Here is a 25,445-nt window from a genome sequence, read left to right as displayed (position 1 = left end):
GGGGTCACCCCGGGAAGGCTACCTCCCGGCGCAGGAAGGCGAGTTGTGCCTTCTTCTCGGGCAGGTACACGTCCGGCAGGTCGACCTCCGGCAGCACGACCCGAGGTCCGGCGGTGAAGCCCTGCTTGAGGAAGCGGGCGACGGCCTTGTCGTTGCGCACGTCCGGGTCGACCACGATCCGCTTCCGGTCCAGACCCAGCAGGACGTACGCGACGAGGGCCCCCGACAGCGCGGCGGTCCAGCCGGGCCGCGCGCCGTCCTTCCCGGCGGGGGCGAGCAGCAGGTGCACGCCGATGTCGCCGGGTTCGACGTCGTAGCACTCGCTCACCCGGTCGGCCTCGGGTTCGTAGGTCTGGAACAGCGCGACGGGCTCGCCGTCCTCGACCACCAGGAACGCGTGGTGGGTGTCGAGGCCGGCCATGTGGGCGTAGATCCCGGCGACCTGATCCCGCGTGAGGCCGTTCATGCCCCAGAACGCGGCCCGCTCCTCGCTCACCCAGCGGTGGATGACCTCGGCGTCCGCGGCCGGGTCGAGGGGCAGGATCCGGACGGTGCCGAAGCCGTCGAGCGCCTGCTCGTGGACGGGGGTCCGGGAGAGATAGGGGTCAGACATCGGTCTCCTTCACGAGCCGGTCGAAGTCGGTGACCACCGGGGCGAGTTCCCCGGCGAGCCACAGGGGCTGCTGGTCGCGGTGGTGGGGCGAGCCGGGGACGCCCGAAGCGCCGTGGGGGACCACCCAGCGGCTGTCCTGCCGGTCGGCCAGGTCCCAGACGTACCGGGCGGCGGGGCCGCGTGCGGCGCGGTCGGTGAGGCCGGGGACGGCGGAGGTGCACAGCACGCAGTCGTGGTCGCCGGACAGGCCGGGTTCCTCCCGGGTGGTGTCCGGCAGTGCCCGCCAGGGGGCGAGGCGGTGGGTGTCGCCCCAGGTGCCCGAGGGCTCTCGCGCGGCCACCTCCTCCAGGGCCGCGCGGACGGCCCCGGCACGGTCGATGCCGTACAGGTCCTCGGCCCGCAGCAGGTGTTCGAGGGCGTAGGCGACGCGCGGCACGAGCGCGAGCCACGGCAGGAGCACCTCCGGGTACGCGGGCGGGACGGCGGCCGCGGCGAGCGCCGGGTGCGCCGCCAGGTGCCGTACGACCGCGCCGCGCACGGCCGCGTAGGCCGCCGCGTCGGTGCTGCCGGCGTCCATGCGGCGGTCCCAGGCGAGGAGGCGGTCACGCAGGGCGCCGGCCTCGGGGGTCAGGTCCTCCAGGGCCGCCAGGTGGTCGAGGAGCGGTGCGGCGGAGGCGAGGTGGGTGTCGGTGTGGATCGCGGGCATGTCGGCGGCCGACCAGCGGTCCTTGGCGGCGAGCAGGGCGGCGATGCGCTCGGCGCGGTGCGGCGGGGCGAACTCGACGCCGAGGGGGCCGGCCGGGCCGCGCTGGTTGGCCATCACGGCGACCCCGTCGGTGAGCCCGGCGCGGGGCGTCTCGTGCCAGCCCCGCCACTCGTGGCCGGGTTCCCACGCGGGCACCGGGCCCAGGCCGTTGGCGGCGGCCCGCACCGGCACCCGGCCCGCGACCCGGTGCAGCAGCCCGCCCCCGGTGTCGGCGGCCTGCACGACGTTGACCGGTTCGGCCCACGCTTCCAGGGCCCGGTCCACGTCGGCGGCCCGGCGGGCCCGCAGCAGCGGCAGCAGGGCGGAGAAGCCCAGGTCGGCGGTGACGCGGGGCGGGTGGCGCAGGCTCAGGGCGAGGGGGGTGCCGTCGTCCAGGCCCTCGGGCCCGCCGACGATCACCGGGCCCCGGTCGGTCTCGATGACCTCGACCTCGACGCTCTCCTCCCCCGCGACCCGGATCAGCTCGGTGTGCCGGGCCGCCCGGTGCCAGGCGCCGTCCGGGCCGAGCGCCTCGACGCCGGCGCCGGTGCGGCGCAGCCGTTCGCGGTACAGGTCCTGGTAGTCGGCCATGGCGTTGGTGATCGCCCAGGCGACCGTGCCGGTGTGGCCGAAGTGGGCGATGCCGGGAACGCCGGGCACGGCGAGGCCGACGACGTCGAACTCCGGGCAGGACAGGTGGATCTGCTGGTAGACGCCGGGGTCCTCGATGTAGCGGTGCGGGTCGCCGGCGATGACCGCCTGCCCGGTCACGGTCCGCTCGCCGCTCACCAGCCAGCCGTTGCTGCCCGCGGTGCCGGGCCCGTCGGTGGCGAACAGGGCGACGGCGTCCGGGCCGAGGTGCCCGGTGATGTGCTCGCGCCAGAGCTTGGCGGGGAAACCGGCGAAGAGGATGTGCGTGGCCAGCCAGACGGCGAGCGGGGTCCAGGGCTCCCAGCGGCCGGGCGCGAGGCCGGTGCGCGCGAACTCGGGGGCGGGCGCGTCCCGCGCCAGCGACTCGTTCACGCCGTCGACGTACGCCCGCACCCACGCGGCCGTCTCCGGGTCCCGTTCCTCCAGGGCCGCGAAGCAGCGGCGGGCGGTGTCGGCGAGCAGGGCCCGGCGGGCGAACCGGTCCCAGGGCAGGGCCTGGGCGCCGAGGAAGGACGCCGAGGTGCCCAGGGCGCGGTGGCGCTCGACCTCCAGCTGCCAGGCCCGGTCACGGGCGGTCACCCGGCCCTGGGCGCGGGCGAGTCCCTCCGCGCTGTCCGCGCGCAGGTGCGGAATCCCCCAGGCGTCGCGGTATATCTCGGCGCTCACCCCTGTGCCCCTACTTTCCTTTAGGTTAGGCTCACCTAAGTCTTACGTCGTGGCGGAATGGTACGTGAAAGGTGAACAACCGATGAGGCAGGGGCGGGGCTGGGAGGGCGCGGTCCTCAGGCTGATGCGTGCGAAGGACTTCGAGTTCACCGTGACGGACGCCGAGGACGTCACCCCGGACTTCCGGCGGCTGCGCCTGTCCGACGGCGGCCTGCTGGCGGCGACCGGCGTCCACCCCACGATGTGGGTGCGGCTCTGGTTCGACAACGCGGGCAAGCCGCACCAGCGGGCCTACACGCTGGTCGACCCGGACCCGGCGACCGGCACCTTCGGCCTGGAGTTCGCCCTGCACGAGGGGTGCGCCAGCGACTGGGCGCGGGCCGCGAAGCCCGGTGACACCATCGAGGCGACGGTCCAGGGCACCGGCTTCCAGCACCCCGACCCGGCGCCCTCCCGCCTCTTCGCCGTCGCCGACCCGGCGTCCGTGCCTGCCCTGAACTCGCTCCTCGACGCGCTGGACTCGGTCCCGGCGACCATCTGGTTCGAGGGCGAGACCGAGGGCCTCCCCCTGCGCACCGACCCGGCCCGGCACGAGATCCGCACCGTCCCGCGCCGCGACGCGGGCGCCCACCTGGTCGCCAAGGTGAAGGAAGCGCTGCCCGGACTGCTCCGCGACACCACCGAGCCGTACGTCTGGATCGCCTGCGACACGGCCACGACCCGGACCCTGGGCGCCCACGTCCGCAAGGACCTGGGTGTGCCGAAGCACCGGGTGAACGCGCTGGGGTACTGGCGCGCGACCTGAGCGCGCACGCGCGATCATCAGGACATGGACGTCACTCTTCACCTCGCCCAGGACCCCGAGGCCGACGAACTCCTCGGCCGCAGTCCGCTCGCCGCGCTGGTCGGCATGCTGCTGGACCAGCAAGTCCCCATGGAGTGGGCGTTCAAGGGCCCGTCGACCATCGCCCGGCGCATGAACGCCGAGGACCTGGACGCCCACGACATCGCCGCGTACGACCCCGAGGGATTCGCGGCCCTGCTGTCCGAGAAGCCCGCCGTGCACCGCTACCCCGGCTCCATGGCGGGCCGCATCCAGCAGCTGTGCCGGTATCTCGTCGAGACCTACGACGGTGACGCCGAGGCCGTCTGGCGGGGCGTCGGCACGGGCAAGGAGCTGCTGAAGCGGCTCCAGGAGCTGCCGGGCTTCGGCAAGCAGAAGGCGCAGATCTTCCTGGCCCTGCTGGGCAAGCAGCTCGGCGTCCGGCCCGAGGGCTGGCGGGAGGCGGCGGGCGACTACGGCGAGCCCAGGTCCTTCCGCTCGGTCGCCGACATCACCGGTCCCGAGTCGCTGACCAAGGTCCGCGCGCACAAGCAGGAGATGAAGGCGGCGGCGAAGGCCGCGAAGGCCGCCGGCAAGTAGCCGGGGCGCCCACGGTCCGGTCCGGGGGCCACGAGGCCGGCACCGCCCGCGCCCGCCCGCGACGTCAGCCCGGTGGACCACTCCAGGTGGCGGCCGGTCCACGGCCGCTCCCAGCATGGACCATGACCGAGCCACCGAACAGCTCCCCCGGGGGCCCGCCGTACGACGACCGCGGGGTCCACGCCCGGCACGGGACGCACACCCGGGCCGCCCCAGGCGGGCACGAGCCCGAGCCGCCCGTCGAAGGCCCCTGCACGTCCTGTCCCGCACCGCCTGGCAGACGGTCCTGCTCACCGGGATCGCCTCGCTGGTCCTCGGCGTGCTGGTCCTGGTCTGGCCGGGCGCCTCCCTGCGTGCCGCCGGTGTGCTGTTCGGCCTCTACCTCCTCGTCAGCGGCGTCCTGCAACTCGCGTCCGCCTTCGGCACGCACAGCAGGACCTCGCTGCGGGTCCTCGCGTTCATCAGCGGGGCCGTGTCGATCCTGCTGGGCCTGTTCTGCTTCCGCGGCCCGCTCCAGTCCGTCCTGCTGCTCGCGCTGTGGATCGGCATCGGCTGGCTGTTCCGCGGCATCACCCAGACCGTGGCCGCCGCCCACGACCCGGCGATGCCCGCGCGCGGCTGGCACATCTTCCTCGGCATCGTCACGGTGCTCGCCGGCATCGTCCTGATCGACTCGCCCGTCGAGTCGGTCGCCGTCCTCACGGTGCTCGGCGGCTGGTGGCTCGTCGTCGTCGGCGTGGTCGAGATCGTCACGTCCCTGAGCATCCGGAGCCGGGCCCGCAAGGTCCCGCGCACGGTGTGAACGGCGTACGCCGCCGCCCCCCGCCCGTAGGCCGAGCGAGCGGTTTCCGCCCGGGGTGTGCTGAACGGCGTACGCCGGGCGGGGACACGACCCGGGTGAGGCCCGCAGCGCACACCACCACGGACCGCGCCGTCCGCGCCGGACGCCGCGGCACCTGGGTGCGGGCCCTGGTCCTGCTGCTCGCCCTGCTCGTGCCCTGCTCACACGCACCGGCCCTGGCGGTGCCGCCCCCGGCCGTGGTGGCCGGTGAGAGCGGCGGGCCGAACGGCCAGGCCGCGGAGTACGACCACCTCGACACCGCCCCGAGGGCACCGGCCCGGATCGCCCGGCGCCCGGCACCGCCCCGGTGGGCCACCCTGCCCGCCGCCACCGGGCACGCCCGCCCCGACGGGCACCCGGCACCGCCCGCTGCGCCGCTCTCACCGCGCGGCACGCGCTCCGTGGTCCTGCGCTGCTGACCGGACCGGCCCCACCGGTCCCCCAGCCCGCCCACCGAACGCGTCATCAGGAGCACAGCCATGCTCAACGACCCCTATGCCGTCCTGCGCGCCCTTCTGCGCGCCGAAGCCGCCCGCCGCGCCCCCGCCAAATCCGAGGCCGGGCCGGAGGCCCCGCGCGAACGGCGGCCGCCCGCACGGGACAAGAGGCGTGACTGACCGGGAAATCCGCGGTCACCGCGCCCGGTGGGACGTCCGCACGGCCGTCCCACCGGGGCCCCCTTCCCGTTTGCCCTCGTTTACGGCGTCTTTTCCGGCGCCACACTGCGCCGCCATGGCTGCGCCCGCGACGCCCGGGCCGGTAGGCTTTCCGTGTGATCTTCAAGCGCATCGGAAACGGCCGGCCGTACCCCGACCACGGCCGGGAGAGCACCCGGCAGTGGGCGGACGTCGCGCCGCGCCCGGTCCGCCTCGATCAGCTCGTGACGACCAAGGGTCAACTGGACCTGGAGACCCTCCTCGCCGAGGACTCCACGTTCTACGGCGACCTCTTCGCGCACGTCGTGAAGTGGCAGGGTGACCTGTACCTGGAGGACGGCCTCCACCGCGCGGTCCGCGCGGCGCTGCAGCAGCGTCAGGTACTGCACGCGCGCGTCCTCGAACTCGACTGACCGGACCCGCGACGAGGTCCGCACCGGCCTCCGCGACACCGCGCCTTGACCCTTTCGGGTGGCATTGCGCCGAACCGCGGAACACCGACTGATCATCTAATAGGCATCGCCGCCCAAGCGCACTACGCTGCGCCCATGAGCATGCTGACTCCCCCTGGCATGGGCGGCCAGTACAAGATCACGGGGGGCAAGTACCCGCGGATGCGCCCGGCCCGGCGACGCGGCAGGCTCGCGCTCGCCGGCGCCGCCTGCGCCACCGTCCTCGGGGTCCTCGGCTGGGGCACGCTGCAGCTCATCGACGTCTTCACCGGCGGCGACGAGGCGTCGGCGGCCGGCGCCGCGGCCTGCCGGACCGCCCCGGCCCGCGCGAGCGCCTCGCCCGCCGCGGTGGCCGTACCGAAGCCGGCCGAGGTCACCGTCAACGTGCTGAACGCCACCACCCGCAAGGGCCTCGCCCAGCAGACCGCCGACGAGCTGAAGAAGCGCGGCTTCCGCATCGGCGAGGTGACCAACGCGCCCGCGGAGTTCGACAAGAAGGTCGACGGCTCGGGCGTGCTGCTCGGGCCCGCCGCGGCCCTGAAGGGCTCGCTGCCCGTGCTCGGCACCCAGCTGCCGGCCGCCGAGCGCCGCACCGACGCGGCCCGCAAGGGCACCACCCTGGACCTGATCATCGGCAACGGCTTCAAGGGCCTGGCGCAGCGAGCGGACGCCGACGCGGCGCTGGCCGAGCTGGCCGCGCCGCAGCCGACGTCCGCCGCGGAGAAGAAGGACTGCTGAGCAGCCGTAGGGATACGCCGTGGGCGGCTACTCGGCCGCTCCGTACATCCGGTCGCCCGCGTCGCCGAGGCCCGGCACGATGTAGCCCTGGTCGTTGAGGCGCTCGTCGACCGAGGCCGTCACGACCGTCACCGGAGTGCCGGCCAGCTCGCGCTCCATCACCTCGACACCCTCGGGGGCCGCCAGCAGCACCACGGCCGTGACGTCGTCGGCGCCGCGCTTGATCAGCTCCTGGATGGCGGCGACCAGCGTGCCGCCGGTGGCCAGCATCGGGTCCAGGACGTAGACCTGGCGCCCGGAGAGGTCGTCGGGCATGCGGGTGGCGTACGTGGAGGCCTGCAGCGTCTCCTCGTTGCGCACCATGCCGAGGAAGCCCACCTCGGCGGTCGGCAGCAGCCGGACCATGCCGTCGAGCATGCCGAGACCGGCGCGCAGGATCGGCACCACCAGCGGGCGCGGATGGGAGAGCTTGACGCCGGTGGTCTGCGTGACCGGCGTCCGGATGTCGACCTGTTCGGTGCGCACGTCGCGCGTGGCCTCGTAGGCGAGCAGGGTGACCAGCTCGTCGGCGAGACGGCGGAAGGTCGCGGAGTCCGTGCGCTGGTCGCGCAGCGTGGTGAGCTTGTGGGCGACCAGGGGGTGGTCGACGACGTGGAGACGCATGTCCACCACAGTAACCGGGCCCCGTGGCACCGGCGTCCCGCGGGCGGGCGAGCCCACGGCAGCCGCTTCACCCGCCCACTGGAGTCAAACCGTCCGTCCGGGGGAAGGTGGGAGGGACGGACGCTGGGTGGTGAGACTGTGCCTGACCGGGACATTCACGACACGTCGTCCCCGAGCGAGGAGCCGGGGACGCGTCGGAGGACGGGGACGCAGCGCAGGTCGGGGCCGGAGGTGGAGTCCGAGCGCCGCCGGCGCCGGGCCCAGTTCCTGCGCGATCTCGCGGAGGCCCGGGAGCTACGGGACCGCGTCCAGCCGCGCCGCGCCAAGGCCGCCCGGCTGCGCCACGCGATGCGCATGCGCACGTTCCGCTGGTAGCGCGGGCTCCGTTCCCAGAGCCCGTCGGGGGAAGATCGCGCGCCGCGCCGACGGCACGGGAACGGGTGTGCACGGCCCCGGGGAAAAGCCGCGTACGATCCGCGAGTGGCGGCAAGGACTGCGCCGCCGGGTCCGGCTCGGAGACACACGCACGGACCCGCGATCGAAACAGCGGGACACAGGGCGCCGAAGACGTCCCCCCAAGGCCTCGTTTCTGCCACGATTCCGAGTGGGTGGGGCTCGGAGGACCGCTTGCCCCGCCCACGACCTCCGCCGGGGGGAACCCCAACCGGCACGCCTACGACCAGTGGGAGAGTCACGGTGTACTTCACCGCACTGCTCGCGCGCACCGAAGACGGGTGGGAAGCGAGCGACACGGAGCTCGACGATGTGGAGACCCTGTCGGATCTGACCGACCTGGCACGGGAAGCCTCTCCCGACGAGGACACGGTGCTCGTGCTGATCGAGCAGGAGGACGCGTGGTTCGGAGTCGTCCGCGTGGACGGCGAGGAGGATCCCCGCATCTACGTCTCGGACGCCGCCGCGGCCGCCCGCAGCAGCTACGGGGAGATCCTGCTCACCGACGAACTGCTCGGCCGGGATCCCGGTGACGACGTCGCCGACCTCGACGCCCTCGACCTCGACGGCACGGAGGACGGTGAGCCCGACGACGCCGACGACGGCGACGACGACGACGCGGACGCCGGGGAGTCCTCCGTGCCGCACGGCCCGGTCGGCGACGCGGGACTCCTCGACGACCTCGGCGTGAGCGAGAAGGAACTGCGGTCGATGTCCGGCGACGCGGTCGGTGAGATCGCCGAGGCGCTGGGCGCCTCCGAGATGCTGGAGGCGGTCCGCTGACCGCACCGATCGACGGAGGCCCGGGACGGGTGCCACCGGGCCCGGACCGGGACCCGGCCGCGCCCGACCCGGTGCGCGACCGGTGGCGGCCCGCGATGCGGCTCGCCCTGGCCGAGGCCGGGCAGGCCGCCCTGCGCGGGGACGTGCCCGTCGGCGCCGTCGTGCTGGCCCCGGACGGCAGCACCGTGCTGGCGGCCGGGCACAACGAACGCGAGGCCACCGGCGACCCGACGGCCCACGCGGAGGTGCTGGCGATCCGGCGGGCCGCCACGCGGCTCGGCGACCGGTGGCGGCTGACCGGCTGCACGCTCGTCGTCACCCTGGAGCCGTGCACGATGTGCGCGGGCGCGCTGGTGCAGTCCCGGGTGGACCGCGTCGTCTACGGCGCCCGCGACGACAAGGCGGGCGCGGCCGGCTCCCTGTGGGACGTCGTCCGCGACCGGCGGCTCAACCACCGGCCCGAGGTGATCGAGGGCGTGCTCGCCGAGGAGTGCGCCCTGCTGCTCACGGACTTCTTCCGCGACCGCTGACACCCGCCGGGGGAACCGCCGGATACCGATTTCGAACCATGCCGCACTGTGTTGTAAGGTCTCTCTCGGTAGCGTGTCCGAGCGGCCGAAGGAGCTCGCCTCGAAAGCGAGTGTGGCGCAAGTCACCGAGGGTTCAAATCCCTCCGCTACCGCAGCAGAAGGGCCCAGTCCGAGGACTGGGCCCTTCGCCTTTTCCGGGACGGCGGCCCGTCTCGTCCGGGGCGGCGGCGAGGCCGGTCACCGGATCGAGGCATTGATCGCACACGGGAGCGGACAGTTACACTCACCGCCGGTAGCGCAGAGTCCGAGGAAGTCCCAGGGGGAGGCCGCGGTGGCGGTGAACGCGAAGAAGATCGCCGTCTACGTGCTCGTGGTCTTCGTGCTGTACGTGATCATCACGGACCCGGCCAAGGCCGCCGACTATGTCCAGATCGGGTTCCAGGGCATATCCGACGCCGCGGGAGCCGTCGGAGACTTCATGACCTGGGCCGCCAACGGAGGAAAGTGATGATCCGTCACCTGGTGCTGTTCAAGCTGAACGAGGGCGTCGAGCGGGACGACCCGCGCGTCGTGAAGGGCGTCGAGGCCTTCCGGGCCCTGGGCGACCAGATCGAGGAGCTGCGCTTCTGGGAGTGCGCCTGGAACATCAGCGACCGCCCCATCGCCTACGACTTCGCCATCAACTCCGCCGTGGACGACACCGACGCCCTGCGGCGTTACGTGGACCACCCGGCGCACCAGGCGGGCGTCGCGCTGTGGCGCGAGTTCGCCACCTGGGTGATCGCCGACTACGAGTTCTGAGGCACCGCGCACCCCCAGCCCCCCGCCGGAAACGTCGGGGGGCTGGTCCGTGTGCGGGGACGGCCGCCTCGTGCATGCCCTGAACGCCCTCAACACGGCGCTATGGGGTGCTTGCACACCGTGCGCATGTCTTGTGATGCTATGACCGCTTTTGACGGAGAGTTGACGGATGAGTTGACGGATCACGAGGTGGAGTTGACCGTGCCGGCCAGTACTGCGCCTCAGGCACCGCCCGCACCCCCCGCACAGGCCCAGGAGGCGCCCGCGCGGCCCCCCGCGCCGCAGCGCAGCCGCGGCGCCGACACCCGGGCCCTGACCCAGGTGCTCTTCGGGGAGCTCAAGGGACTCGAGCCGGGTACGCCGGAGCACGACCGCGTACGCGCGGCGCTCATCGAGGCCAACCTCCCGCTGGTCCGCTACGCCGCCGGGCGCTTCCGTTCGCGCAACGAGCCGATGGAGGACGTGGTCCAGGTCGGCACCATCGGGCTCATCAACGCCATCGACCGCTTCGACCCGGACCGCGGCGTGCAGTTCCCGACCTTCGCCATGCCCACGGTGGTCGGCGAGATCAAGCGCTACTTCCGCGACAACGTGCGCACCGTGCACGTACCGCGCCGGCTGCACGAGCTGTGGGTGCAGGTCAACAGCGCGACCGAGGACCTGACGACCGCCTTCGGGCGCTCCCCGACCACCGCCGAGATCGCCGAGCGGCTGCGCATCGGCGAGGACGAGGTGCTCTCCTGCATCGAGGCGGGACGGTCGTACCACGCCACCTCGCTGGAGGCCGCGCAGGAGGGCGACGGGCTGCCCGGGCTGCTCGACCGGCTCGGCTACGAGGACCCCGCGCTGGACGGCGTCGAGCACCGCGACCTCGTCCGTCATCTGCTCGTCCAGCTCCCGGAGCGGGAGCAGCGCATCCTGCTGCTGCGCTACTACAGCAACCTCACCCAGTCGCAGATCAGCGCGGAACTCGGCGTCTCGCAGATGCACGTCTCGCGGCTGCTCGCGCGGAGTTTCCAGCGATTGAGGTCCGCCAACCGGATCGACGCATAACCTGAAGGCGCAACCCGGCGCACATCCGAAAGCATGGCCGAGTGGTCACCGGTGCGAGCGAATCGCTCACCAGGGCCGTTGCGGGCGGATTACGGCCGACAGACCGTCAGACCCCCTCTTTCCAGGGGGTTTTCGCGTCTCGGATGTCGACATGTCACTACAGCGCGTTGCCGACATGTGACATTCTGCCGGAGACGCGTTTGCCGGGGCTTCGGCTCCGGTATTCAGGTGAAGGCTGCGTTCCCACCGTGGGAGCGTCCGCCGTGACCGTCCCGCGACCCAAAGGGGGTGGCATGTCCGTAGACCAGGGCAGCTCGAAGGTGCTCGCGCTCGCGGAGAGCGAGACCGCGCCCGACGCGCTCCAGGCGCTCGGCTCCATCGATGACGTCCCGACCCTCGACGCCGTGCCGGCTCAGGCCCTCCCGGCAGCCGAAGCCCCCGCCCTGGCGGCCTCGACGAACATCGACACCCGCACCCTGTCCCGCTCCCTGTTCCTGCGGCTCGCCGCACTCGACCAGGACAGCCCGGAGCGCGCGTACGTCCGGGACACCCTGATCGAGCTCAACCTCCCGCTGGTGCGCTACGCCGCCGCGCGCTTCCGCTCGCGCAACGAGCCGATGGAGGACATCGTCCAGGTCGGCACCATCGGTTTGATCAAGGCGATCGACCGCTTCGACTGCGAGCGGGGCGTGGAGTTCCCGACCTTCGCGATGCCGACGGTCGTGGGCGAGATCAAGCGGTTCTTCCGGGACACCTCGTGGTCCGTGCGCGTCCCGCGCCGGCTCCAGGAGCTGCGCCTGGCGCTGACCAAGGCCAGTGACGAGCTCTCCCAGAAGCTGGACCGCTCCCCGACGGTCGGCGAGCTGGCCGCCGTGCTGGGCGTGTCCGAGGAGGACGTCGTCGACGGCCTCGCGGTGGGCAACGCCTACACCGCCTCCTCGCTGGACTCTCCCGCCCCGGAGGACGACGGCGGCGAGGGCTCGCTGGCGGACCGGCTCGGTTACGAGGACACGGCGCTGGAGGGCGTGGAGTACCGCGAGTCCCTCAAGCCACTGCTCGCCAAGCTGCCGCCGCGGGAGCGGCGGATCATCATGCTGCGCTTCTTCGCCAACATGACCCAGTCGCAGATCGGCGAGGAGGTCGGCATCTCGCAGATGCACGTCTCCCGGCTGCTCACCCGCACCCTGTCGCAGCTGCGCGAGGGCCTCATCTCGGACTGAGCCCGCTCCACCCCCAGGGGCTCCACGACAGCAAGGCGACCGCCGCGGCACCCCCTGAGGGGCCGCGGCGGTCGCGTCGTACGTGGGTCCGCGCCCCGTGCTACTTCAGCGCCAGCCAGGCCACGGCCGCGACGACCACCACGGCGGCCACGATGCCGACGATCAGGCCGATGCGGGGACCCGAGGAGGCGACGGGGTCCGCCTGCCGGGACTGGGGGGCGCCCTCGTCGACGAACGCGCGGAACATCTGGGTGCTGCCTGCGGGGTCGTAATTGCCCTGGGGGCCCTGGTTGTTAGCCATGGGCCGAGACACTAGCGAATCCGCGGGGTGGGGCCCAAGTGCGGGGCTCCGGAGACCCGTTGTCCCAGGTCACCGCCATCCACCTGGGTGTTTACTATCGCAATACTTGCCTTTGCCAACTTTTTATGGGCCGGACCCCGTTTTTATTTGCCTGTAGCAACCAACCGCTCCTATGGTTGCCCTAAGCAACGAATGCGGGAGGTGCGCATGGCCGAGAGGGCGCAGTACGAGGAGCTGATCCGCCAGTTCAGCGCCTTCGGCGCCGTGAAACGGGAGATGGGCCGGATCCTGCCCGCCCACTGCCCCGGCGGCTCGGCCGCCGTACTGACGCTGCTGGGCCGCCACGGCGACATGCGCATGAGCAAGCTCGCGGAGCTGCTCGCCGTGGACATGTCGGTGACCAGCCGCCATGTGGCCCACATCGCCGAGCGGGGCTGGATCGAACGCTCCCCGGACCCGGCGGACAAGCGCTCGCGCATCCTGCGCCTGACGCCCGAGGGCCAGGCGCAGCTGGACGACCTGTCCGAACGGACGACCCAGCTGCTGGCCCACCGCCTGAGCGACTGGACCGACGAGGAGGTCGGCCAGCTCACCCGGCTGATGGCCAGGCTCAGGGCGAGCTTCGACGACTGCCGGTCCTCCGTGGGCCGGCCCGCCGTACCACCCGCGGTCGAACAGACCACCCGTACACCCGCAGTCACCACGTAAGCAAAGGAAGTCCATGGCAACGACCACACCAGCCGGTGTGCGGGCTCATGCCAAGCACGGGGGAGGCTCCTCCGGAGACGCTCCGATGACGCACCGGCAGATCATGGAGGCGCTGTCCGGGCTGCTGCTCGGCATGTTCGCCGCCATTCTGTCCTCGACCATCGTCACCAACGCCCTGCCCGAGATCATCGGTGACCTCGGCGGCGGCCAGAGCGCCTACACCTGGGTCGTCACCGCCTCGCTGCTGGCGATGACCGCCTCCACCCCCCTGTGGGGCAAGCTCGCGGACCTGGTCAGCAAGAAGGCCCTGGTCCAGATAGCCCTCTGCGTCTACGTCCTCGGCTCCGTCGTGGCCGGTCTGGCGCAGAACCCGGCGATGCTGATCGGCGCGCGTGTCATCCAGGGTCTGGGCGCCGGCGGTCTGTCCGCCCTGGCCCAGATCATCATGGCCGCGATGATCTCCCCGCGTGAGCGCGGCCGGTACTCCGGCTACCTCGGCGCGACCTTCGCCGTCGCCACCGTGGGCGGTCCGCTGCTCGGCGGCGTCATCACCGACACCAGCTGGCTCGGCTGGCGCTGGTGCCTCTACGTCGGTGTGCCCTTCGCGATCATCGCGCTGGTCGTGCTCCAGAAGACGCTGCACCTGCCGGTGCTCAAGCGCAAGGTCAAGGTCGACTGGGCCGGTGCCTTCTTCGTCACCGCGGCCGTCTGCCTGCTGCTCATCTGGGTCACCTTCGCCGACGACAAGTACTCCTGGATGTCGTGGCAGACGGGTGTCATGGTCGGCGGCGCGATCGTCCTGACGCTGATCTTCTGCTTCGTCGAGACCAGGGCCAGCGAGCCGATCATCCCGCTGCGCCTGTTCAGGAACCGCACCATCACGCTGGCGTCGATCGCCTCGCTGTTCGTCGGTATCGCGATGTTCGCGGGCACCGTCTACTTCAGCCAGTACTTCCAGCTGGCCCGGGACAAGTCCCCGACCATGTCGGGCGTCATGACGATCCCGATGATCGGCGGCCTCTTCGTGTCGTCGACGGTCTCCGGTCAGATCATCACCAAGACCGGCAAGTGGAAGGGCTGGCTGCTGGCCGGCGGCGTGCTGCTGACGGCGGGCCTCGGCCTGCTGGGCACCATGCGGTACGACACCCCCTACTGGCGCATCGCGATCTTCATGGCGCTGATGGGCCTCGGTGTCGGCATGATGATGCAGAACCTGGTGCTCTGCACGCAGAACCAGGTGGCCCCGGGCGACCTGGGTGCCGCGTCCTCCACGGTGACCTTCTTCCGCTCCCTCGGCGGTGCGGTCGGCGTCTCCGTGCTCGGCTCCGTGATGTCCTCCCGGATCAGCCACTACGCCTCGGACACCATCGGGACGCTCAGCCCGCAGGAGCAGGCGGCGGCCGCGAAGTCCTCGGGCAGCGGCGCGATCCCCGACATGGACCTGCTGCCCCCGGGCATCCGCACCTGGCTCGAGAGCGCCTACGGGCACGGCATCGCCGACATCTTCCTGTACGTCGCGCCGATCGCCCTGCTCGCCTTCCTGGTGACCCTGTTCATCAAGGAGGTCCCGCTGCGCACCACCGGTGCCCTGGCCCAGGCCGCGGAGTCCGCCGCCGAGACCGCCTCCCCGGCCGCCCCGGCTCCGGCCGAGGCCACCCGGGTCGCCGAGCCGGTCCCGGCCGGTGCGGTCGCCGCCGCGCAGGACGCCGACACCGCCGTCCAGCCCGCGGCCACGCAGCGGCTCGCCGCCGTCGCCACGGCCGCGAGCCCGCAGGCTCCCGTCTCCGGCGGCATCCCGGTCCGCGGCTTCGTCCGCGGCGCCGAGTCCGCGCCGGTCCCGCAGGCCGCCGTCACGCTGATCTCGCTGGCGGGCCGTCAGCTGGGACGTTCGGTCGCCCAGGGCGACGGCTCCTACGCGGTCGACGCGCCGAGCGCGGGATCGTACGTCCTGATCGCCTCCGCCGACGGCTTCCAGCCGCAGGCGTCCACGATCGTCGTCAACGACGAACCGGTCGCCTACGACATCCTGCTCAGCGGCACCAGCGGGCTCACCGGCCTGGTCCGTGCCGTGGAGAGCGGGCAGCCGGTCAAGGACGCGATGGTGATCGTCACCGACGTGCGCGGTGATCTGCTGGCCACCGCCGCCACCGGTGAGGCGGGCGAGTTCGCCTTCGCCGAGCTGGTGCCGGGCACGGTGACCGTCGCGGTGAACGCCGCCGGGTACCGGCCGCGCGCCCTGCCCGTCGAGGTGGGCGGCACCGGTGTCACCCGCGTCGAGGTCGACCTGCAGGCCGGCGCCGAGGTCCAGGGTGTCGTGCGGGCTCCGCACGGTCCGCTGGCCGACGCCCGCGTGACCCTGGTCGACGCGGCCGGCAACGTGGTCGGCACGGCCACCACCGGTTCGGACGGGGCGTACGCCTTCACCGACCTGGACGCCGGTGAGTACACCGTCATCGCGACCGGCTACCCGCCGGTGGCGACGGCCCTCACGGTCGCCGGCCAGGGCGTCGACGACCACGACATCGAGCTCGCCCACCCCGGCGAGTAGCGATACCCCGGCCCGTGGCGGCCCGCGCGCTCCGAGCGGAGGCGCGCCGCTGCCACGGGCCGGTCTCTTTATGACCGATATATAAGGCTTCTCGGGCCTGTGCAGACCTATGGGCCCGCTTTTGGGGAGAACAGGGGACAACGGGATGGGACTGACCGCGAGGATCCGTACGCGGGACGGATGGGCCGTGTCGCACGCGGTCGTCACGGTGACCGACATGACCGGCACCCAGGTGCTGCGCGCCGAGGCGGACGCCGAGGGCGCCGTGCGGGACACGACCGAGCTGGCGCCGGGGGCGTACACCGTCATCGTCACGGCCGTCGGCTACGCGCCCGCCGCCTCCAGCGCCATCGTCACCGCGAGCGGCCGGGCCGAGGTCGGCACCGTGACGCTCGCCCGCCAGGGAGGCACCGAACTGCCGCCGCCCGGGCCGTGGACCATCGACCCGGCACACTCCAGCGTGGCCGCGGTCGCCCAGCACCTGGGCATCTCCAGCGTGCACGGCCGCTTCACCGACTTCGCCGGCACGGTCGAGATCGCGCCGGACGACGTCACCAAGTCCCGGGTGGAGGCGGTGATCAAGGCGACCTCCATCGACACCGGCAACGGCATGCGCGACACCCACCTGCGCTCCGCGGACTTCCTGGACGTCGAGCAGCACCCGGAGATCACCTTCCGGTCCACCGGGGTGACCCAGGCCGGCTCCGACCGCTGGACCGTCCACGGGGAGCTGGGCCTGCACGGCGTCGTCCGCCCGGTCGACCTGGACCTGGCCTACCTCGGCACCGGCGCCGACCCGTGGGGCGGCACCCGGGCGGCGTTCCGCGCGACCACGGAACTGCGGCGCGAGGACTTCGCCATGAACTACAACCAGGTCCTCCAGGCGGGCATCGCCGCCATCGGCACGACCCTCAGGGTCGAGCTGGACATCCAGGCGGTCCAGGGGGAGTCACTGCCGGCCGCGTGAGGCGCCGCCGGACGCCCGGGCCACCAGCTCGTCGCACAGGTCCCGGAGCTTGATGTTCGTGTGCTGCGAGGCCCGGCGCAGCCGTTCCATGGCCCGGTGGGCGTCGATGCGCTCGCGGGCCATGAGGATGCCGACCGCCTGGTCGATGACGCTGCGGGAGAGCAGGGCGGTGCGCACGTCGGCCGCCGAGGAACGCTGCCGCTCGATGCGCAGGGCCTCGTCGACCGCGTCGGCGGCCCGCACCGCGAAGGTGCGGGCCGCTTCGCGTCCCTCACCCAGCGAGCCCGGTTCGACGCCGTAGAAGTTGAGCGCGGCGCCCGTCTCGCCCTCGACGGCCAGCGGCAGCGCCAGCACACAGCGCACCCCGGTGGCCAGCGCGTACTCCGTGTACGCGGGCCAGCGGGTCTCCTCGGCCAGGTCGGGGGAGTAGCGGGGGCTGCCGGTCTCGGCGGCGTCCACGCACGGGCCCGATCCGTTCTCGTACTGGCGCAGGTCCAGGCCGCTGGGGAGGCCCGAGCTGCCCGCCAGGGTCATCAGCCGGTCGGCCCGGCGCACCGTGATCGAGCAGGCGACGGCGCCGGGCACCTCGCGCACCGCGCGGTCGGTCAGATCGCGCAGCAGGGTGTCGAGTCCCTGGCTGCGCGCCAGCGCGCGGTCCAGCGTCTCGGGGCTCTCGGGGCTCTGTGCGGTCATGGCCCTACGGATATCCCGTCAAGGCCCGACGACGCCTCCTCACCCGGACGTGTTGTTCGCGTCGACGATGCGGCGGGCCAGGTCGCGCAGCTTGACGTTCTCCCGCTGCGAGGCCTTGACCAGGGAGTCGAAGGCACCGGCCGCGTCCATGGTCATGCGCTCCATGAGGATGCCGGTGGCCTGGCCGATCAGGTCCCGGGTGCGCATCGCCTCGGTGAGCTGCTCGCGCACGGTCGCCGAGTCCAGGGCGAGGCTGACGTGCGCGGTGAACAGGCGGCCGACGCGGGTGGCGTCCTCGTCGAAGGCACGCGGCCTGCGTGCGTAGGCCGTCAGCACGGTCAGGCGGCGCCGGTCGGCCCGCAGCCGCAGGGACAGCGCCGAGCGGAGGCCGAGGCCGGACAGGGCGTTGCCGCCGCCGTCGGCCTCGGTGTCCTCTATCCGCACCACGGACGTGGTCCACAGCCGCTCCCAGTCCGGGTGCGGTTCAGCGCCCGAGTGCCGGACGTCGGCGGAGCGCACGACCTCGTCGGTCCAGGCCAGCGTGCGGCGCCCGCTGCCGCGCTCGATCTCCGAGATGCCGGCGTGCTCGGCGCCGGGCATCAGGTGCACGGCCAGCTCGACCGCGGTGCGCAGGGTGTTGTCCGCGGTGCCCGTCTCGTGCAGCTGCCGGGCGGCCGTGGTCAGAGCCTCGGCCAGCTCGAAACCCACCGGCAAACGCGGCAAATCAGTAAATTCGGACGCAGCCACCACGAACCTCTTCGGCATGCACGGCCATCCGACCGTGCGCAGGAGAGCTCCGCAGCACATTCCCGACTGCGAGCACAGGACTACAGCACTTTAGCCGCTCGGTTGCGCGCCGGTGACGCCCGGCCGACGGAGCGGGAGGGCGCCTTCCGTGGCCTGCCCCCCGCGTGATGGAATGGGGCCCGGGTCAGGAAGCGGCCTTGCCGGAAACCGGACGGACGTCTGTCAGGTGAGTGACGTGACCTTCCTTCCCCAACCATGCGAGCCGTGCGATCCGCCCGGCTGCGCCGTGCTGCCGCTGCCGCCGGAGATCGACTTCTGCAACGCCGCGGGACTGCTGCCGATGATCATGGCCGCGGTGGACCATCACTCCGCCGGGCTGCGCCTCCTCGTCCTGGACCTGACCGCGACCCACTTCATGGACTCCCAGGGCGTCCGCCTTCTCGACGAGGTACGCCACCGGCTGAGCGGCCGGACCGTGCTGCGGGTGGTGGCGGCCCCGAGGAGCGCGCCGAGCCGGATCCTGGAGCTGACGGGCCTGCGCCGCGACGTGCCGGTCCACGACAACCTCGCGGAGGCACTGCGGGCCGGTGGCGGGCCTTCGGCCTAGGCTGGCGGCATGGCACCGAACATCGCGACCAACACCCGCGTGTCCCTCGACGAGTTGCTGGACTTCGTACGCCCCCGGCACCGCGCCGTCCTGCTGACCCGGCGGGCCGACGGCAGCCCGCAGGGGTCGCCGCTGACCTGCGGGGTCGACGACTCGGGCCGGATCGTGGTCTCCACCTACCCGGAACGGGCCAAGACGCGCAACGCCCGGCGGGACGAGCGGGTCAGCCTCATCGTGCTCAGCGACGAGTGGAACGGGCCCTGGGTCCAGGTCGACGGCACGGCGGAGGTCATCGACACACCCGACTCCGTGGAGCCGCTCGTGGAGTACTACCGCAACATCGCCGGCGAGCACCCCGACTGGGACGAGTACCGGCGGGCCATGGTCGAGCAGGGCAAGTCGATCATCCGGGTGACACCCGAGAAGTGGGGGCCGGTGGCGACGGGCGGCTTCCCGGCGCGGCCGGCGAAGGACGGCTGACAGGCCCTAGGCGCGCTCCACCATCGCCTCGATGCCCGCGATGAGCAGTTCCAGGGCGAAGTCGAAGTCCCGCTCCAGCATCTCCGCCACGGTGTCGCCGCCGCGGGCCGCCATGATGTCCCGGGACTCCCGGATGACGCCCGCGGTGTCCGGCGACTCGTTCACCGCGCTCATCGAGTGCTGGAAGTACTCGTCCGGGCTCAGGCCGGTGTCCGCCGCCCGGCCGAAGAAGTGGCCCTCGATCGTGCCGTAGCCGTAGACGAACTGGAAGACGGCCGAGATGGCACCGGTCACCCGGTGGGCGGGCAGGCCGGTGCGGCGGATGACGCGCTGCACCGCCCGGGAGAAGGCCAGCGAGTTGGGGCCGATGTTGAGGTAGGTGCCGATCAGCTGGGACAGCCAGGGGTGGCGCACCAGCAGCGCACGGTTCTCCCCGGCCAGCGTGCGCAGCTGGTCGCGCCAGTCCTCGGCCTCCGGGTCGGGCACCCGCAGCTCGCCGAAAGCGGCGTCCAGGGCGAGTTCCAGCAGTTCGTCCTTGGTGTCGACGTACCAGTAGACGGACATCGCCGTCACGTTCAGCTCGGCGGCCAGGCGGCGCATGGAGAACTTGGCCAGGCCCTCGGCGTCCAGCAGCCGGACGGTGACCTCGGTGATCCGTTCCCGGTCGAGCCCGGACGGCTGCCCGCCGCCCCGTCCGCCGCGGCGAGCACCGCCCCCGAGCCAGACACTGGCCTTCGGCCCCTGCCGCCCTGCCTTCGCCATGCGCACTCGCCTCGATCTCTCGGTTGCCGGTCATGCTAAGTGCCCCTGAAAGGGGCGCGGGGAACTGCGCGACCAGCCACGACTTACCCGCACTCGCGTGACGGCGCACGCCACCCGAGCTCCTAGGCGACCGCCCTCTCCGCTTCCCCTTTCTCCGCCCTGCGCAACAAGGCCGCCGCGACCACCCCACCGAGCAGCACGGCCACCGCCCCCACCAGCTGACTGCTCTCCACTCCGGAGGAGAACGCGTCGATCACCCGAGCCCGCTCCCCCTCCCCCCGCGCCGTGGCCAGCGCGGCCGGCAACGACGCCGCCGCCACCGGCGCCAGCGCGGCGAACCGGGAGGTCAGCACCGCGCCCAGCACGGCCACGCCCAGACCGTTGCCGAACTCCGCCAACGTACCGTTGATGCCCGCGCCGATCCCCGCCTTGGCCGGCGGTATCGCGCTCATGATCGCGTGTGCCATGGCGGGGTTGGCCACCGCGCATCCCGCGCCGACCAGCAGCAGGCCCAGCAGCGTGCCGGCGTAGCCCTGGGCGGTCAGGGTGGAGATGGCCACCAGACCGGCGGACATCAGCACCATGCCCAGCAGCACCGACTTCGGCGCGCCCAGCCGGGCCAGCCACTTCGCGGTCACCCCGGTGAAGTTCAGCAGCACCACGGTCAGGGCCAGCGGAGCGGTCCGCAGGCCCGCCTCCAGGGCGCCGTAGCCGAGCACGAACTGCAGGTGCTGGGTGAGCAGGAAGAGCGCGCCACCCATGCCGAAGGTGACCAGCACGGCACCGGTGACCGCGCCGGTGAACCGCTGGTCGCGGAAGAAGTGCAGGTCGAGCATGGGATACGGGATACGGCTCTCCCAGTACGCGAAGAGCGTGAGGACCACCACGGCGACGGCTGCCGTGGCGAGCACCCTGCCGGACGTCCAGCCGTGTTCGGGGCCGGAGATGATCGCGTAGACCAGGGCGGCCATGCCGATCGTGGAGAGGACGGCGCCGAGCAGGTCGGGGCGGTCGCCCCGCCGGTTCTTCGACTCGGGGACCAGAACCACGACCGCGACGAGGCCCAGCGCCACGACCGGCAGATTGATCAGGAAGATGGCGCCCCACCAGAAGTGGTCCAGCACGAAGCCGCCGATCAGCGGCCCGCTCGCGAAACCGAGTGCGCTGACCGCGCTCCAGATGCCGATCGCCTTCGGGTGCTCCTCGGGCGTGAAGATCTGCATGACCACGGCGAGCGTGGTGGTGAGCAGCAGCGCGCCGCCGACGCCCATGCCGGCCCGGGCGGCGATCAGCTGACCGGTGGTGTCCGCGAGGCCGGCCGCGAGCGAGCCCAGGCCGAACAGGGCCAGGCCCGCGGTGAGCATCTTCTTGCGGCCGTAGCGGTCGGCCGCGCTGCCGGCGGTGAGCAGCAGGCCGGACTGCACCAGCGAGTAGGCGTTGATCATCCACTGGATGTCGGACGTCGCGGCCCCGAGCTCGCCGGTGAGCGAGGGGATGGCCACGTTCAGCACGGTGTTGTCCAGCACCACGGTCAGCTGGGCGAGGCTGATGACACCGAGGATCAGCCAGCGCTGCGGGTGGGCCCGGACCCCGGTGCCGGCCGGCGCCTGTTCCTGCGAGGACATCGTCATGCCTTACAGCGTATAGGGGCTCCTTTACGGCGTACAACACCGTGCGGGAGCCCCTGCCGCTGTCCGGGGTCTGCCGTTCAGCTGCCGCTGACCGGCTGCGTGAGGTCGTAGAACGTGGCCGAACCCGCCGTGACCTCCTTGAAGTTGGCCTCGACCCACGAGGTGATCTGCGACGAGCTGCCGGAGTCACCGCCCGTGCCGCCGCCCATGCCGCCGCCGGAGACGAAGTAGTGGATCCTGCCGTCCGCCACGTACTTCTTGAACTGGGCCGGCGTGGGTGAGGGGTCGGTGCCGTTGAAGCCGCCGATCGCCATCACCGGGTCGCCGGTGCCGAGCTGGTAGCTCGCGGCGTTCTGCGAGCCGATCGCCGCCGCGACCCAGGTGTACCGGTCGGCGTCGGTCTCCAGCAGCTTCTTCGCCTCGGCGCCGACCTGGGCGCCGTTGAGCAGGCCGCCCATGCCGCCCGCGCGGCCGCCCTCGCCGGTGGCGCCGTTCCGGCCGTTCGGGGCCGTCTGGCCGTTCTGGCCCCCGCCGGGGAAGCCGTTGCCCGGCTGGTTCTGGCCCGGGGCACCGCCCGGGAAGCCGCCGGTGCCGTTGCCCGGACCTCCCTGGGCCTGACCTTGACCCTGGCCCTGACCCGGCGCGTTTCCGCCGTCCGGGAAGCCGCCGCCCCGGCCGCCACCGCCCGGGCCGCCCATCGTGCTCGCGCCGGCCGGACCGGCCGTGACGATGGAGCCGCTGTGGCCCTCCTGCACGGTGCTGAGCGTGTACGCGGTCGGCCCGGCCAGCGCCGCCACGACGCCCAGCCCCGCCACCACGAGGGCGAGCCGCCGCCCCAGCCGCCCGACGAAGACGAGCCCGAGCGCGGCGACCAGGCCGCCGACGAGCACCAGCCACCGCAGCCACGGCAGGTAGTCCGGTGTGCGGTTCAGCAGGACGTACCCCCAGGCGGCGGTCGCCGTGACGGCGGCGGCGAGCGCCAGGGACACCCAGATCCGCTCGCGCCGCTCCCACAGGGCCGCCGCGCCCATGCCGACCACGGCCGCCAGGTAGGGGGCGAGAGCCACCGTGTAGTACTGGTGGAAGATGCCCGCCATGTAGCTGAAGACCGCCATGGTCATCAGCAGCGAGCCGCCCCACACCAGGAAGGACGCCCTCGTGGCGTCGGTGCGGCCGCGCCCGCGGGTAGCGATCAGGCCCGCGACGAGCAGGATCAGCGCGGCCGGCAGCAGCCAGGAGATCTGCCCGCCGATCTCCGCGTTGAACATCCGGTCCCAGCCGGTCTCGCCCCACTGCCCGCCGGCCCCGCCGCCCGGGCCGCCCCCGCCGCCGACGCTGCCGGTCTCCTCGCCGTTGAGCCGGCCGAGGCCGTTGTAGCCGAAGGTCAGCTCCAGGAAGCTGTTGTTCTGCGAGCCGCCGATGTACGGCCGCGACGACGCGGGCCACAGCTCGACGACCGCGACCCACCAGCCGCCGGAGACGACGATCGCGGCGGTCGCCAGTGCCAGCTGGCCCAGCCGCTTCCTCAGCCCGACCGGGGCGCAGACGCCGTAGACCAGGGCGAGTGCGGGCAGGATCAGGAAGGCCTGGAGGGTCTTCGCCAGGAACGCGAAACCGATCGCGGCACCGGCCCACATCAGCCACTTGGTCCGGCCGTCCTCCAGCGCGCGCACGACGAGATAGCAGGCCACGGACATCAGCAGCGCCAGCAGCGCGTCCGGGTTGTTGAACCGGAACATCAGCGCGGCGACGGGCGTGAGCGCCAGCACCACGCCGGCGATCAGTCCGGCGGCCGGGCCGAAGCGGCGGCGCACGGCCGCGTACACGACGGCGACCGTCGCGACGCCCATCAGCACCTCGGGGACGAGGATCGACCAGGAGCTCAGCCCGAAGATCCGCACCGCCAGCGCCATCGGCCACAGCGCGGCCGGGGGCTTGTCGACGGTGATGGCGTTGCCCGCGTCGAGCGAGCCGAAGAAGAACGCCTTCCAGGACTGGCTGCCCGCCTGCACGGCCGCCGAGTAGAAGGAGTTGGCGTAGCCGGAGGCGCTCAGGTCGTAGAGGTAGAGCAGCGCGGTGGCCAGCAGCAGGCCGAGGAAGGCCGGGCGCACCCAGTTCGGGTCCTCGGGGCGGCCCCGCCACAGTCTGCGCGGCAGCGCCTGGGCGGGTGGCCGGGGAGGCTGTGCCGGGGGCGGGGCGCCGCTGTCGGCGGGACGCGCATCCCCCTCGTACGTCGTCCGGTCGTAGTGCGTCGTCATCGTCCGTCCCTCGGGTCGGTGTCGGCGGGGCGTACCGGCGCCAGTCGCACGGTGGCGTCGCCCCGGGGGTGGTCCGCGACGTCACCGGCGCGGAACGAGGTCGTCGGGCAGGCGGGCGTGGCGTACGGTGCCGCCTCGTGCGGGGTCGCTCCGTACGGTGCCGCCGCGTACGGGCGCGGGTCCGGGGCGGGCGGCGCCTGCGGGACGGCGGGCGGCGCTTCCGGGAACACCCAGGCCCGGAAGAGCAGGAAGCGCAGCACGGTGGCGGCGAGATTGGCGGCGATCAGCACCGCCAGCTCGGTGGAGTGGGCCGGGTCGGCCGTCGCCGCGCTCAGGGCGGCGAGCGAACCGCTGGTGAGGGCCAGGCCGATGCCGAAGACGACCAGCCCCTGTGCCTGATGGCGCACCGCGCCGCCCCGGCCGCGCACCCCGAAGGTCAGCCGCCGGTTGGCGGCGGTGTTGGCGACCGCCGACACCAGCAGGGCGAGCGCGTTGGCGGGCTGGGACCCGGCGAAGACCCGGAAGCCGCTGTAGAGCACCAAGTAGAAGAGGGTGGACAGGACTCCGACGACGCAGAAGCCGACGAGCTGCCGGGCCAGGCCCTGCGGTACGTCCTCGATGTCCCGGTCGCGCGGGTCGTCGCCGAACGGCCGGGCCAGCCGGTCCAGCGGCAGCGAACCCGTGGCCAGGGCCTTGCCGACCCGCCACACGCCCCTGAGGTCGTCGGTCGCCGTCCGCACGATGTGCACGGTGGAGTCCGGGTCGTCGATCCAGTCGACCGGCACCTCGTGGATCCGCAGCCCGGCCCGCTCGGCGAGCACCAGCAGCTCGGTGTCGAAGAACCAGCCGGTGTCCTCCACCAGCGGCAGCAGCACCTGGGCCACGTCCCGGCGGATCGCCTTGAAACCGCACTGGGCGTCGGAGAAGCGGGCCTGGAGGGAGCCGCGCAGGATGAGGTTGTAGGTGCGGGAGATGAACTCCCGCTTGGCGCCGCGCACGACCCGCGAGTTGCGGGCGAGCCGCGAGCCGATCGCCAGGTCCGAGTGGCCGGAGATCAGCGGGGCGACCAGCGGCAGCAGCGCGTTGAGGTCGGTGGACAGGTCGACGTCCATGTAGGCGAGGACCGGGGCGTCGGAGGCCGACCAGACGGTCCTGAGGGCCCGGCCCCGACCCTTCTGCTCCAGCCGGGCGGACCTGACCTCCGCGAGTTCCGCCGCCAGCCGCGCCGCCACCTGCGGGGTGGCGTCCGTGGAGGCGTTGTCCGCGACCGTGATGCGGAACGCGTACGGGAAGGTGCGGGTGAGGTGCTCGTGCAGTCTCAGGACGCACGGCCGCAGGTCCTTCTCCTCGTTGTAGACGGGGATCACTACGTCCAGGACAGGCGTACCGGCTCCTGCGGCCGGGAGGTGCTCCCGCGCCGGCAGGGAGCCGGGAGAAGAGTCGGTTCGCATGGGA

General features: G+C 72.7%; 28 protein-coding genes, 1 tRNA gene and 1 pseudogene. 20 read left to right on the top strand and 10 right to left on the bottom strand.

Annotated features, from left to right (window positions below; all coding sequences use genetic code 11):
* Positions 1–4 precede the first annotated feature (4 nt).
* Both IEZ05_RS13435 and IEZ05_RS13430 read right to left on the bottom strand, forming a co-directional pair.
* Complete coding sequence (locus IEZ05_RS13435; protein ID WP_189230286.1) at positions 5–613, bottom strand: GNAT family N-acetyltransferase; 609 nt, start codon at positions 611–613, stop codon at positions 5–7.
* Positions 606–2,675, bottom strand: coding sequence for a penicillin acylase family protein (locus tag IEZ05_RS13430; protein WP_189230285.1), 2,070 nt, complete (start codon positions 2,673–2,675; stop codon positions 606–608). The genes IEZ05_RS13435 and IEZ05_RS13430 overlap by 8 nt, the downstream gene beginning before the upstream one ends.
* An 82-nt stretch (positions 2,676–2,757) precedes the next feature.
* On the opposite strand from IEZ05_RS13430, the gene IEZ05_RS13425 reads away from it, so the two are divergent.
* The 7 genes and pseudogenes from IEZ05_RS13425 (at position 2,758) to IEZ05_RS13395 (ending at position 6,785) form a co-directional block, all read left to right on the top strand.
* Positions 2,758–3,480 carry a siderophore-interacting protein gene (locus tag IEZ05_RS13425; RefSeq protein WP_189230284.1) on the top strand — a complete coding sequence of 241 codons (723 nt, stop codon included), beginning with the start codon at positions 2,758–2,760 and terminating at the stop codon, positions 3,478–3,480.
* Between the two features lie 24 nt (positions 3,481–3,504).
* Positions 3,505–4,098 (top strand): HhH-GPD-type base excision DNA repair protein, encoded by a 594-nt coding sequence (locus IEZ05_RS13420; RefSeq protein ID WP_189230283.1) that lies wholly within the window; start codon positions 3,505–3,507, stop codon positions 4,096–4,098.
* A gap of 122 nt (positions 4,099–4,220) precedes the next feature.
* Positions 4,221–4,900 (top strand): annotated as a pseudogene (locus tag IEZ05_RS13415) (HdeD family acid-resistance protein).
* Positions 4,901–4,995: 95 nt separating this feature from the next.
* Positions 4,996–5,358, top strand: coding sequence for a hypothetical protein (locus IEZ05_RS13410; protein ID WP_189230282.1), 363 nt, complete (start codon positions 4,996–4,998; stop codon positions 5,356–5,358).
* A gap of 60 nt (positions 5,359–5,418) precedes the next feature.
* A complete protein-coding gene (locus tag IEZ05_RS13405; protein WP_189230281.1) occupies positions 5,419–5,556 on the top strand; it encodes a hypothetical protein in 138 nt (45 codons plus the stop codon).
* A 155-nt stretch (positions 5,557–5,711) separates the two neighbouring features.
* The gene (locus tag IEZ05_RS13400; RefSeq protein ID WP_003999914.1) at positions 5,712–6,008 is read left to right on the top strand and encodes a type II toxin-antitoxin system VapB family antitoxin; all 297 of its coding nucleotides are present in this window, start codon (positions 5,712–5,714) and stop codon (positions 6,006–6,008) included.
* A gap of 159 nt (positions 6,009–6,167) precedes the next feature.
* Positions 6,168–6,785: a LytR C-terminal domain-containing protein gene (locus IEZ05_RS13395; RefSeq protein WP_189230359.1), complete on the top strand. Its 618-nt coding sequence runs from the start codon at positions 6,168–6,170 to the stop codon at positions 6,783–6,785.
* 27 nt (positions 6,786–6,812) lie between these two features.
* Here the strand turns inward: IEZ05_RS13395 and upp are convergent, their stop codons facing one another.
* The gene (upp, locus tag IEZ05_RS13390; protein ID WP_189230280.1) at positions 6,813–7,448 is read right to left on the bottom strand and encodes a uracil phosphoribosyltransferase; all 636 of its coding nucleotides are present in this window, start codon (positions 7,446–7,448) and stop codon (positions 6,813–6,815) included.
* A gap of 138 nt (positions 7,449–7,586) precedes the next feature.
* On the opposite strand from upp, the gene IEZ05_RS36330 reads away from it, so the two are divergent.
* From IEZ05_RS36330 to IEZ05_RS13350, 8 genes are all read left to right on the top strand, one after another.
* Complete coding sequence (locus tag IEZ05_RS36330; protein ID WP_225638447.1) at positions 7,587–7,823, top strand: hypothetical protein; 237 nt, start codon at positions 7,587–7,589, stop codon at positions 7,821–7,823.
* Positions 7,824–8,144: 321 nt separating this feature from the next.
* Positions 8,145–8,684 carry a tRNA adenosine deaminase-associated protein gene (locus IEZ05_RS13380; protein ID WP_189230278.1) on the top strand — a complete coding sequence of 180 codons (540 nt, stop codon included), beginning with the start codon at positions 8,145–8,147 and terminating at the stop codon, positions 8,682–8,684.
* A gap of 95 nt (positions 8,685–8,779) precedes the next feature.
* Positions 8,780–9,214: a tRNA adenosine(34) deaminase TadA gene (gene tadA, locus IEZ05_RS13375; protein WP_229869710.1), complete on the top strand. Its 435-nt coding sequence runs from the start codon at positions 8,780–8,782 to the stop codon at positions 9,212–9,214.
* Positions 9,215–9,281: 67 nt separating this feature from the next.
* Positions 9,282–9,366, top strand: a tRNA-Ser gene (locus IEZ05_RS13370).
* A 179-nt stretch (positions 9,367–9,545) separates the two neighbouring features.
* Positions 9,546–9,722, top strand: a complete 177-nt coding sequence (locus IEZ05_RS13365) for a hypothetical protein (RefSeq protein ID WP_077801305.1) — start codon at positions 9,546–9,548, stop codon at positions 9,720–9,722.
* A complete protein-coding gene (locus IEZ05_RS13360) occupies positions 9,722–10,015 on the top strand; it encodes a Dabb family protein (protein WP_189230277.1) in 294 nt (97 codons plus the stop codon). The genes IEZ05_RS13365 and IEZ05_RS13360 overlap by 1 nt, the downstream gene beginning before the upstream one ends.
* Positions 10,016–10,156: 141 nt before the next feature.
* The gene (locus IEZ05_RS13355) at positions 10,157–11,068 is read left to right on the top strand and encodes an RNA polymerase sigma factor SigF (RefSeq protein ID WP_189230276.1); all 912 of its coding nucleotides are present in this window, start codon (positions 10,157–10,159) and stop codon (positions 11,066–11,068) included.
* Positions 11,069–11,361: 293 nt separating this feature from the next.
* Entirely contained in the window at positions 11,362–12,288 is a 927-nt protein-coding gene (locus IEZ05_RS13350; RefSeq protein ID WP_189230275.1) for an RNA polymerase sigma factor SigF, read from the top strand.
* A 100-nt stretch (positions 12,289–12,388) separates the two neighbouring features.
* On the opposite strand, the gene IEZ05_RS13345 is transcribed toward IEZ05_RS13350, so the two are convergent.
* Entirely contained in the window at positions 12,389–12,589 is a 201-nt protein-coding gene (locus IEZ05_RS13345) for a hypothetical protein (protein WP_189230274.1), read from the bottom strand.
* A 207-nt stretch (positions 12,590–12,796) separates the two neighbouring features.
* On the opposite strand from IEZ05_RS13345, the gene IEZ05_RS13340 reads away from it, so the two are divergent.
* The 3 genes from IEZ05_RS13340 to IEZ05_RS13330 all read left to right on the top strand — a co-directional run bounded on the left by IEZ05_RS13340 (position 12,797) and on the right by IEZ05_RS13330 (position 16,812).
* A complete protein-coding gene (locus IEZ05_RS13340) occupies positions 12,797–13,297 on the top strand; it encodes a MarR family winged helix-turn-helix transcriptional regulator (protein ID WP_189230273.1) in 501 nt (166 codons plus the stop codon).
* A gap of 13 nt (positions 13,298–13,310) precedes the next feature.
* The gene (locus IEZ05_RS13335; RefSeq protein WP_189230272.1) at positions 13,311–15,845 is read left to right on the top strand and encodes an MFS transporter; all 2,535 of its coding nucleotides are present in this window, start codon (positions 13,311–13,313) and stop codon (positions 15,843–15,845) included.
* 145 nt (positions 15,846–15,990) lie between these two features.
* The gene (locus tag IEZ05_RS13330; RefSeq protein ID WP_189230271.1) at positions 15,991–16,812 is read left to right on the top strand and encodes a YceI family protein; all 822 of its coding nucleotides are present in this window, start codon (positions 15,991–15,993) and stop codon (positions 16,810–16,812) included.
* Here IEZ05_RS13330 and IEZ05_RS13325 read toward each other — a convergent pair.
* Together IEZ05_RS13325 and IEZ05_RS13320 are read right to left on the bottom strand one after the other, a co-directional pair.
* Positions 16,795–17,505, bottom strand: a complete 711-nt coding sequence (locus IEZ05_RS13325; protein ID WP_189230270.1) for a GAF and ANTAR domain-containing protein — start codon at positions 17,503–17,505, stop codon at positions 16,795–16,797. The two genes, IEZ05_RS13330 and IEZ05_RS13325, sit on opposite strands and share 18 nt — an antisense overlap.
* 39 nt (positions 17,506–17,544) lie before the next feature.
* Complete coding sequence (locus IEZ05_RS13320) at positions 17,545–18,270, bottom strand: ANTAR domain-containing protein (RefSeq protein WP_189230269.1); 726 nt, start codon at positions 18,268–18,270, stop codon at positions 17,545–17,547.
* Between the two features lie 217 nt (positions 18,271–18,487).
* On the opposite strand from IEZ05_RS13320, the gene IEZ05_RS13315 reads away from it, so the two are divergent.
* Positions 18,488–18,859: an STAS domain-containing protein gene (locus IEZ05_RS13315; protein WP_189230268.1), complete on the top strand. Its 372-nt coding sequence runs from the start codon at positions 18,488–18,490 to the stop codon at positions 18,857–18,859.
* 9 nt (positions 18,860–18,868) lie between these two features.
* The gene (locus IEZ05_RS13310; protein WP_189230267.1) at positions 18,869–19,339 is read left to right on the top strand and encodes a PPOX class F420-dependent oxidoreductase; all 471 of its coding nucleotides are present in this window, start codon (positions 18,869–18,871) and stop codon (positions 19,337–19,339) included.
* Between the two features lie 6 nt (positions 19,340–19,345).
* Here the strand turns inward: IEZ05_RS13310 and IEZ05_RS13305 are convergent, their stop codons facing one another.
* The 4 genes from IEZ05_RS13305 to IEZ05_RS13290 all read right to left on the bottom strand — a co-directional run bounded on the left by IEZ05_RS13305 (position 19,346) and on the right by IEZ05_RS13290 (position 25,441).
* Positions 19,346–20,101 carry a TetR/AcrR family transcriptional regulator gene (locus tag IEZ05_RS13305; protein WP_189230266.1) on the bottom strand — a complete coding sequence of 252 codons (756 nt, stop codon included), beginning with the start codon at positions 20,099–20,101 and terminating at the stop codon, positions 19,346–19,348.
* A gap of 122 nt (positions 20,102–20,223) precedes the next feature.
* Positions 20,224–21,732, bottom strand: coding sequence for an MFS transporter (locus IEZ05_RS13300; protein ID WP_189230265.1), 1,509 nt, complete (start codon positions 21,730–21,732; stop codon positions 20,224–20,226).
* Positions 21,733–21,809: 77 nt separating this feature from the next.
* Positions 21,810–23,990: a glycosyltransferase family 39 protein gene (locus IEZ05_RS13295; RefSeq protein ID WP_189230264.1), complete on the bottom strand. Its 2,181-nt coding sequence runs from the start codon at positions 23,988–23,990 to the stop codon at positions 21,810–21,812.
* Positions 23,987–25,441: a bifunctional glycosyltransferase family 2/GtrA family protein gene (locus tag IEZ05_RS13290; protein WP_189230263.1), complete on the bottom strand. Its 1,455-nt coding sequence runs from the start codon at positions 25,439–25,441 to the stop codon at positions 23,987–23,989. Before IEZ05_RS13290 ends, IEZ05_RS13295 begins: the two co-directional genes overlap by 4 nt.
* Between the last annotated feature and the right edge of the window lie 4 nt (positions 25,442–25,445).

Origin of the sequence: Streptomyces flaveolus, assembly GCF_014648815.1 — a bacterium.
Classification (GTDB): Bacteria; Actinomycetota; Actinomycetes; order Streptomycetales; family Streptomycetaceae; genus Streptomyces; species Streptomyces flaveolus.
Note: the sequence above shows the minus strand (reverse complement) of the source record. Positions and strands in the feature narration are given on the sequence as shown.

Coding starts and splice junctions, on each gene's coding strand:
- IEZ05_RS13435 (WP_189230286.1), bottom strand. CDS start 613: ATGTCTGACCCCTATCTCTCCCGGACCCCCGTCCACGAGCAGGCGCTC.
- IEZ05_RS13425 (WP_189230284.1), top strand. CDS start 2,758: ATGAGGCAGGGGCGGGGCTGGGAGGGCGCGGTCCTCAGGCTGATGCGT.
- IEZ05_RS13420 (WP_189230283.1), top strand. CDS start 3,505: ATGGACGTCACTCTTCACCTCGCCCAGGACCCCGAGGCCGACGAACTC.
- IEZ05_RS13405 (WP_189230281.1), top strand. CDS start 5,419: ATGCTCAACGACCCCTATGCCGTCCTGCGCGCCCTTCTGCGCGCCGAA.
- IEZ05_RS13395 (WP_189230359.1), top strand. CDS start 6,168: ATGGGCGGCCAGTACAAGATCACGGGGGGCAAGTACCCGCGGATGCGC.
- upp (WP_189230280.1), bottom strand. CDS start 7,448: ATGCGTCTCCACGTCGTCGACCACCCCCTGGTCGCCCACAAGCTCACC.
- tadA (WP_229869710.1), top strand. CDS start 8,780: ATGCGGCTCGCCCTGGCCGAGGCCGGGCAGGCCGCCCTGCGCGGGGAC.
- IEZ05_RS13360 (WP_189230277.1), top strand. CDS start 9,722: ATGATCCGTCACCTGGTGCTGTTCAAGCTGAACGAGGGCGTCGAGCGG.
- IEZ05_RS13355 (WP_189230276.1), top strand. CDS start 10,157: ATGACCGCTTTTGACGGAGAGTTGACGGATGAGTTGACGGATCACGAG.
- IEZ05_RS13350 (WP_189230275.1), top strand. CDS start 11,362: ATGTCCGTAGACCAGGGCAGCTCGAAGGTGCTCGCGCTCGCGGAGAGC.
- IEZ05_RS13345 (WP_189230274.1), bottom strand. CDS start 12,589: ATGGCTAACAACCAGGGCCCCCAGGGCAATTACGACCCCGCAGGCAGC.
- IEZ05_RS13340 (WP_189230273.1), top strand. CDS start 12,797: ATGGCCGAGAGGGCGCAGTACGAGGAGCTGATCCGCCAGTTCAGCGCC.
- IEZ05_RS13335 (WP_189230272.1), top strand. CDS start 13,311: ATGGCAACGACCACACCAGCCGGTGTGCGGGCTCATGCCAAGCACGGG.
- IEZ05_RS13330 (WP_189230271.1), top strand. CDS start 15,991: ATGGGACTGACCGCGAGGATCCGTACGCGGGACGGATGGGCCGTGTCG.
- IEZ05_RS13325 (WP_189230270.1), bottom strand. CDS start 17,505: ATGACCGCACAGAGCCCCGAGAGCCCCGAGACGCTGGACCGCGCGCTG.
- IEZ05_RS13320 (WP_189230269.1), bottom strand. CDS start 18,270: ATGCCGAAGAGGTTCGTGGTGGCTGCGTCCGAATTTACTGATTTGCCG.
- IEZ05_RS13310 (WP_189230267.1), top strand. CDS start 18,869: ATGGCACCGAACATCGCGACCAACACCCGCGTGTCCCTCGACGAGTTG.
- IEZ05_RS13305 (WP_189230266.1), bottom strand. CDS start 20,101: ATGGCGAAGGCAGGGCGGCAGGGGCCGAAGGCCAGTGTCTGGCTCGGG.
- IEZ05_RS13300 (WP_189230265.1), bottom strand. CDS start 21,732: ATGACGATGTCCTCGCAGGAACAGGCGCCGGCCGGCACCGGGGTCCGG.
- IEZ05_RS13295 (WP_189230264.1), bottom strand. CDS start 23,990: ATGACGACGCACTACGACCGGACGACGTACGAGGGGGATGCGCGTCCC.
- IEZ05_RS13290 (WP_189230263.1), bottom strand. CDS start 25,441: ATGCGAACCGACTCTTCTCCCGGCTCCCTGCCGGCGCGGGAGCACCTC.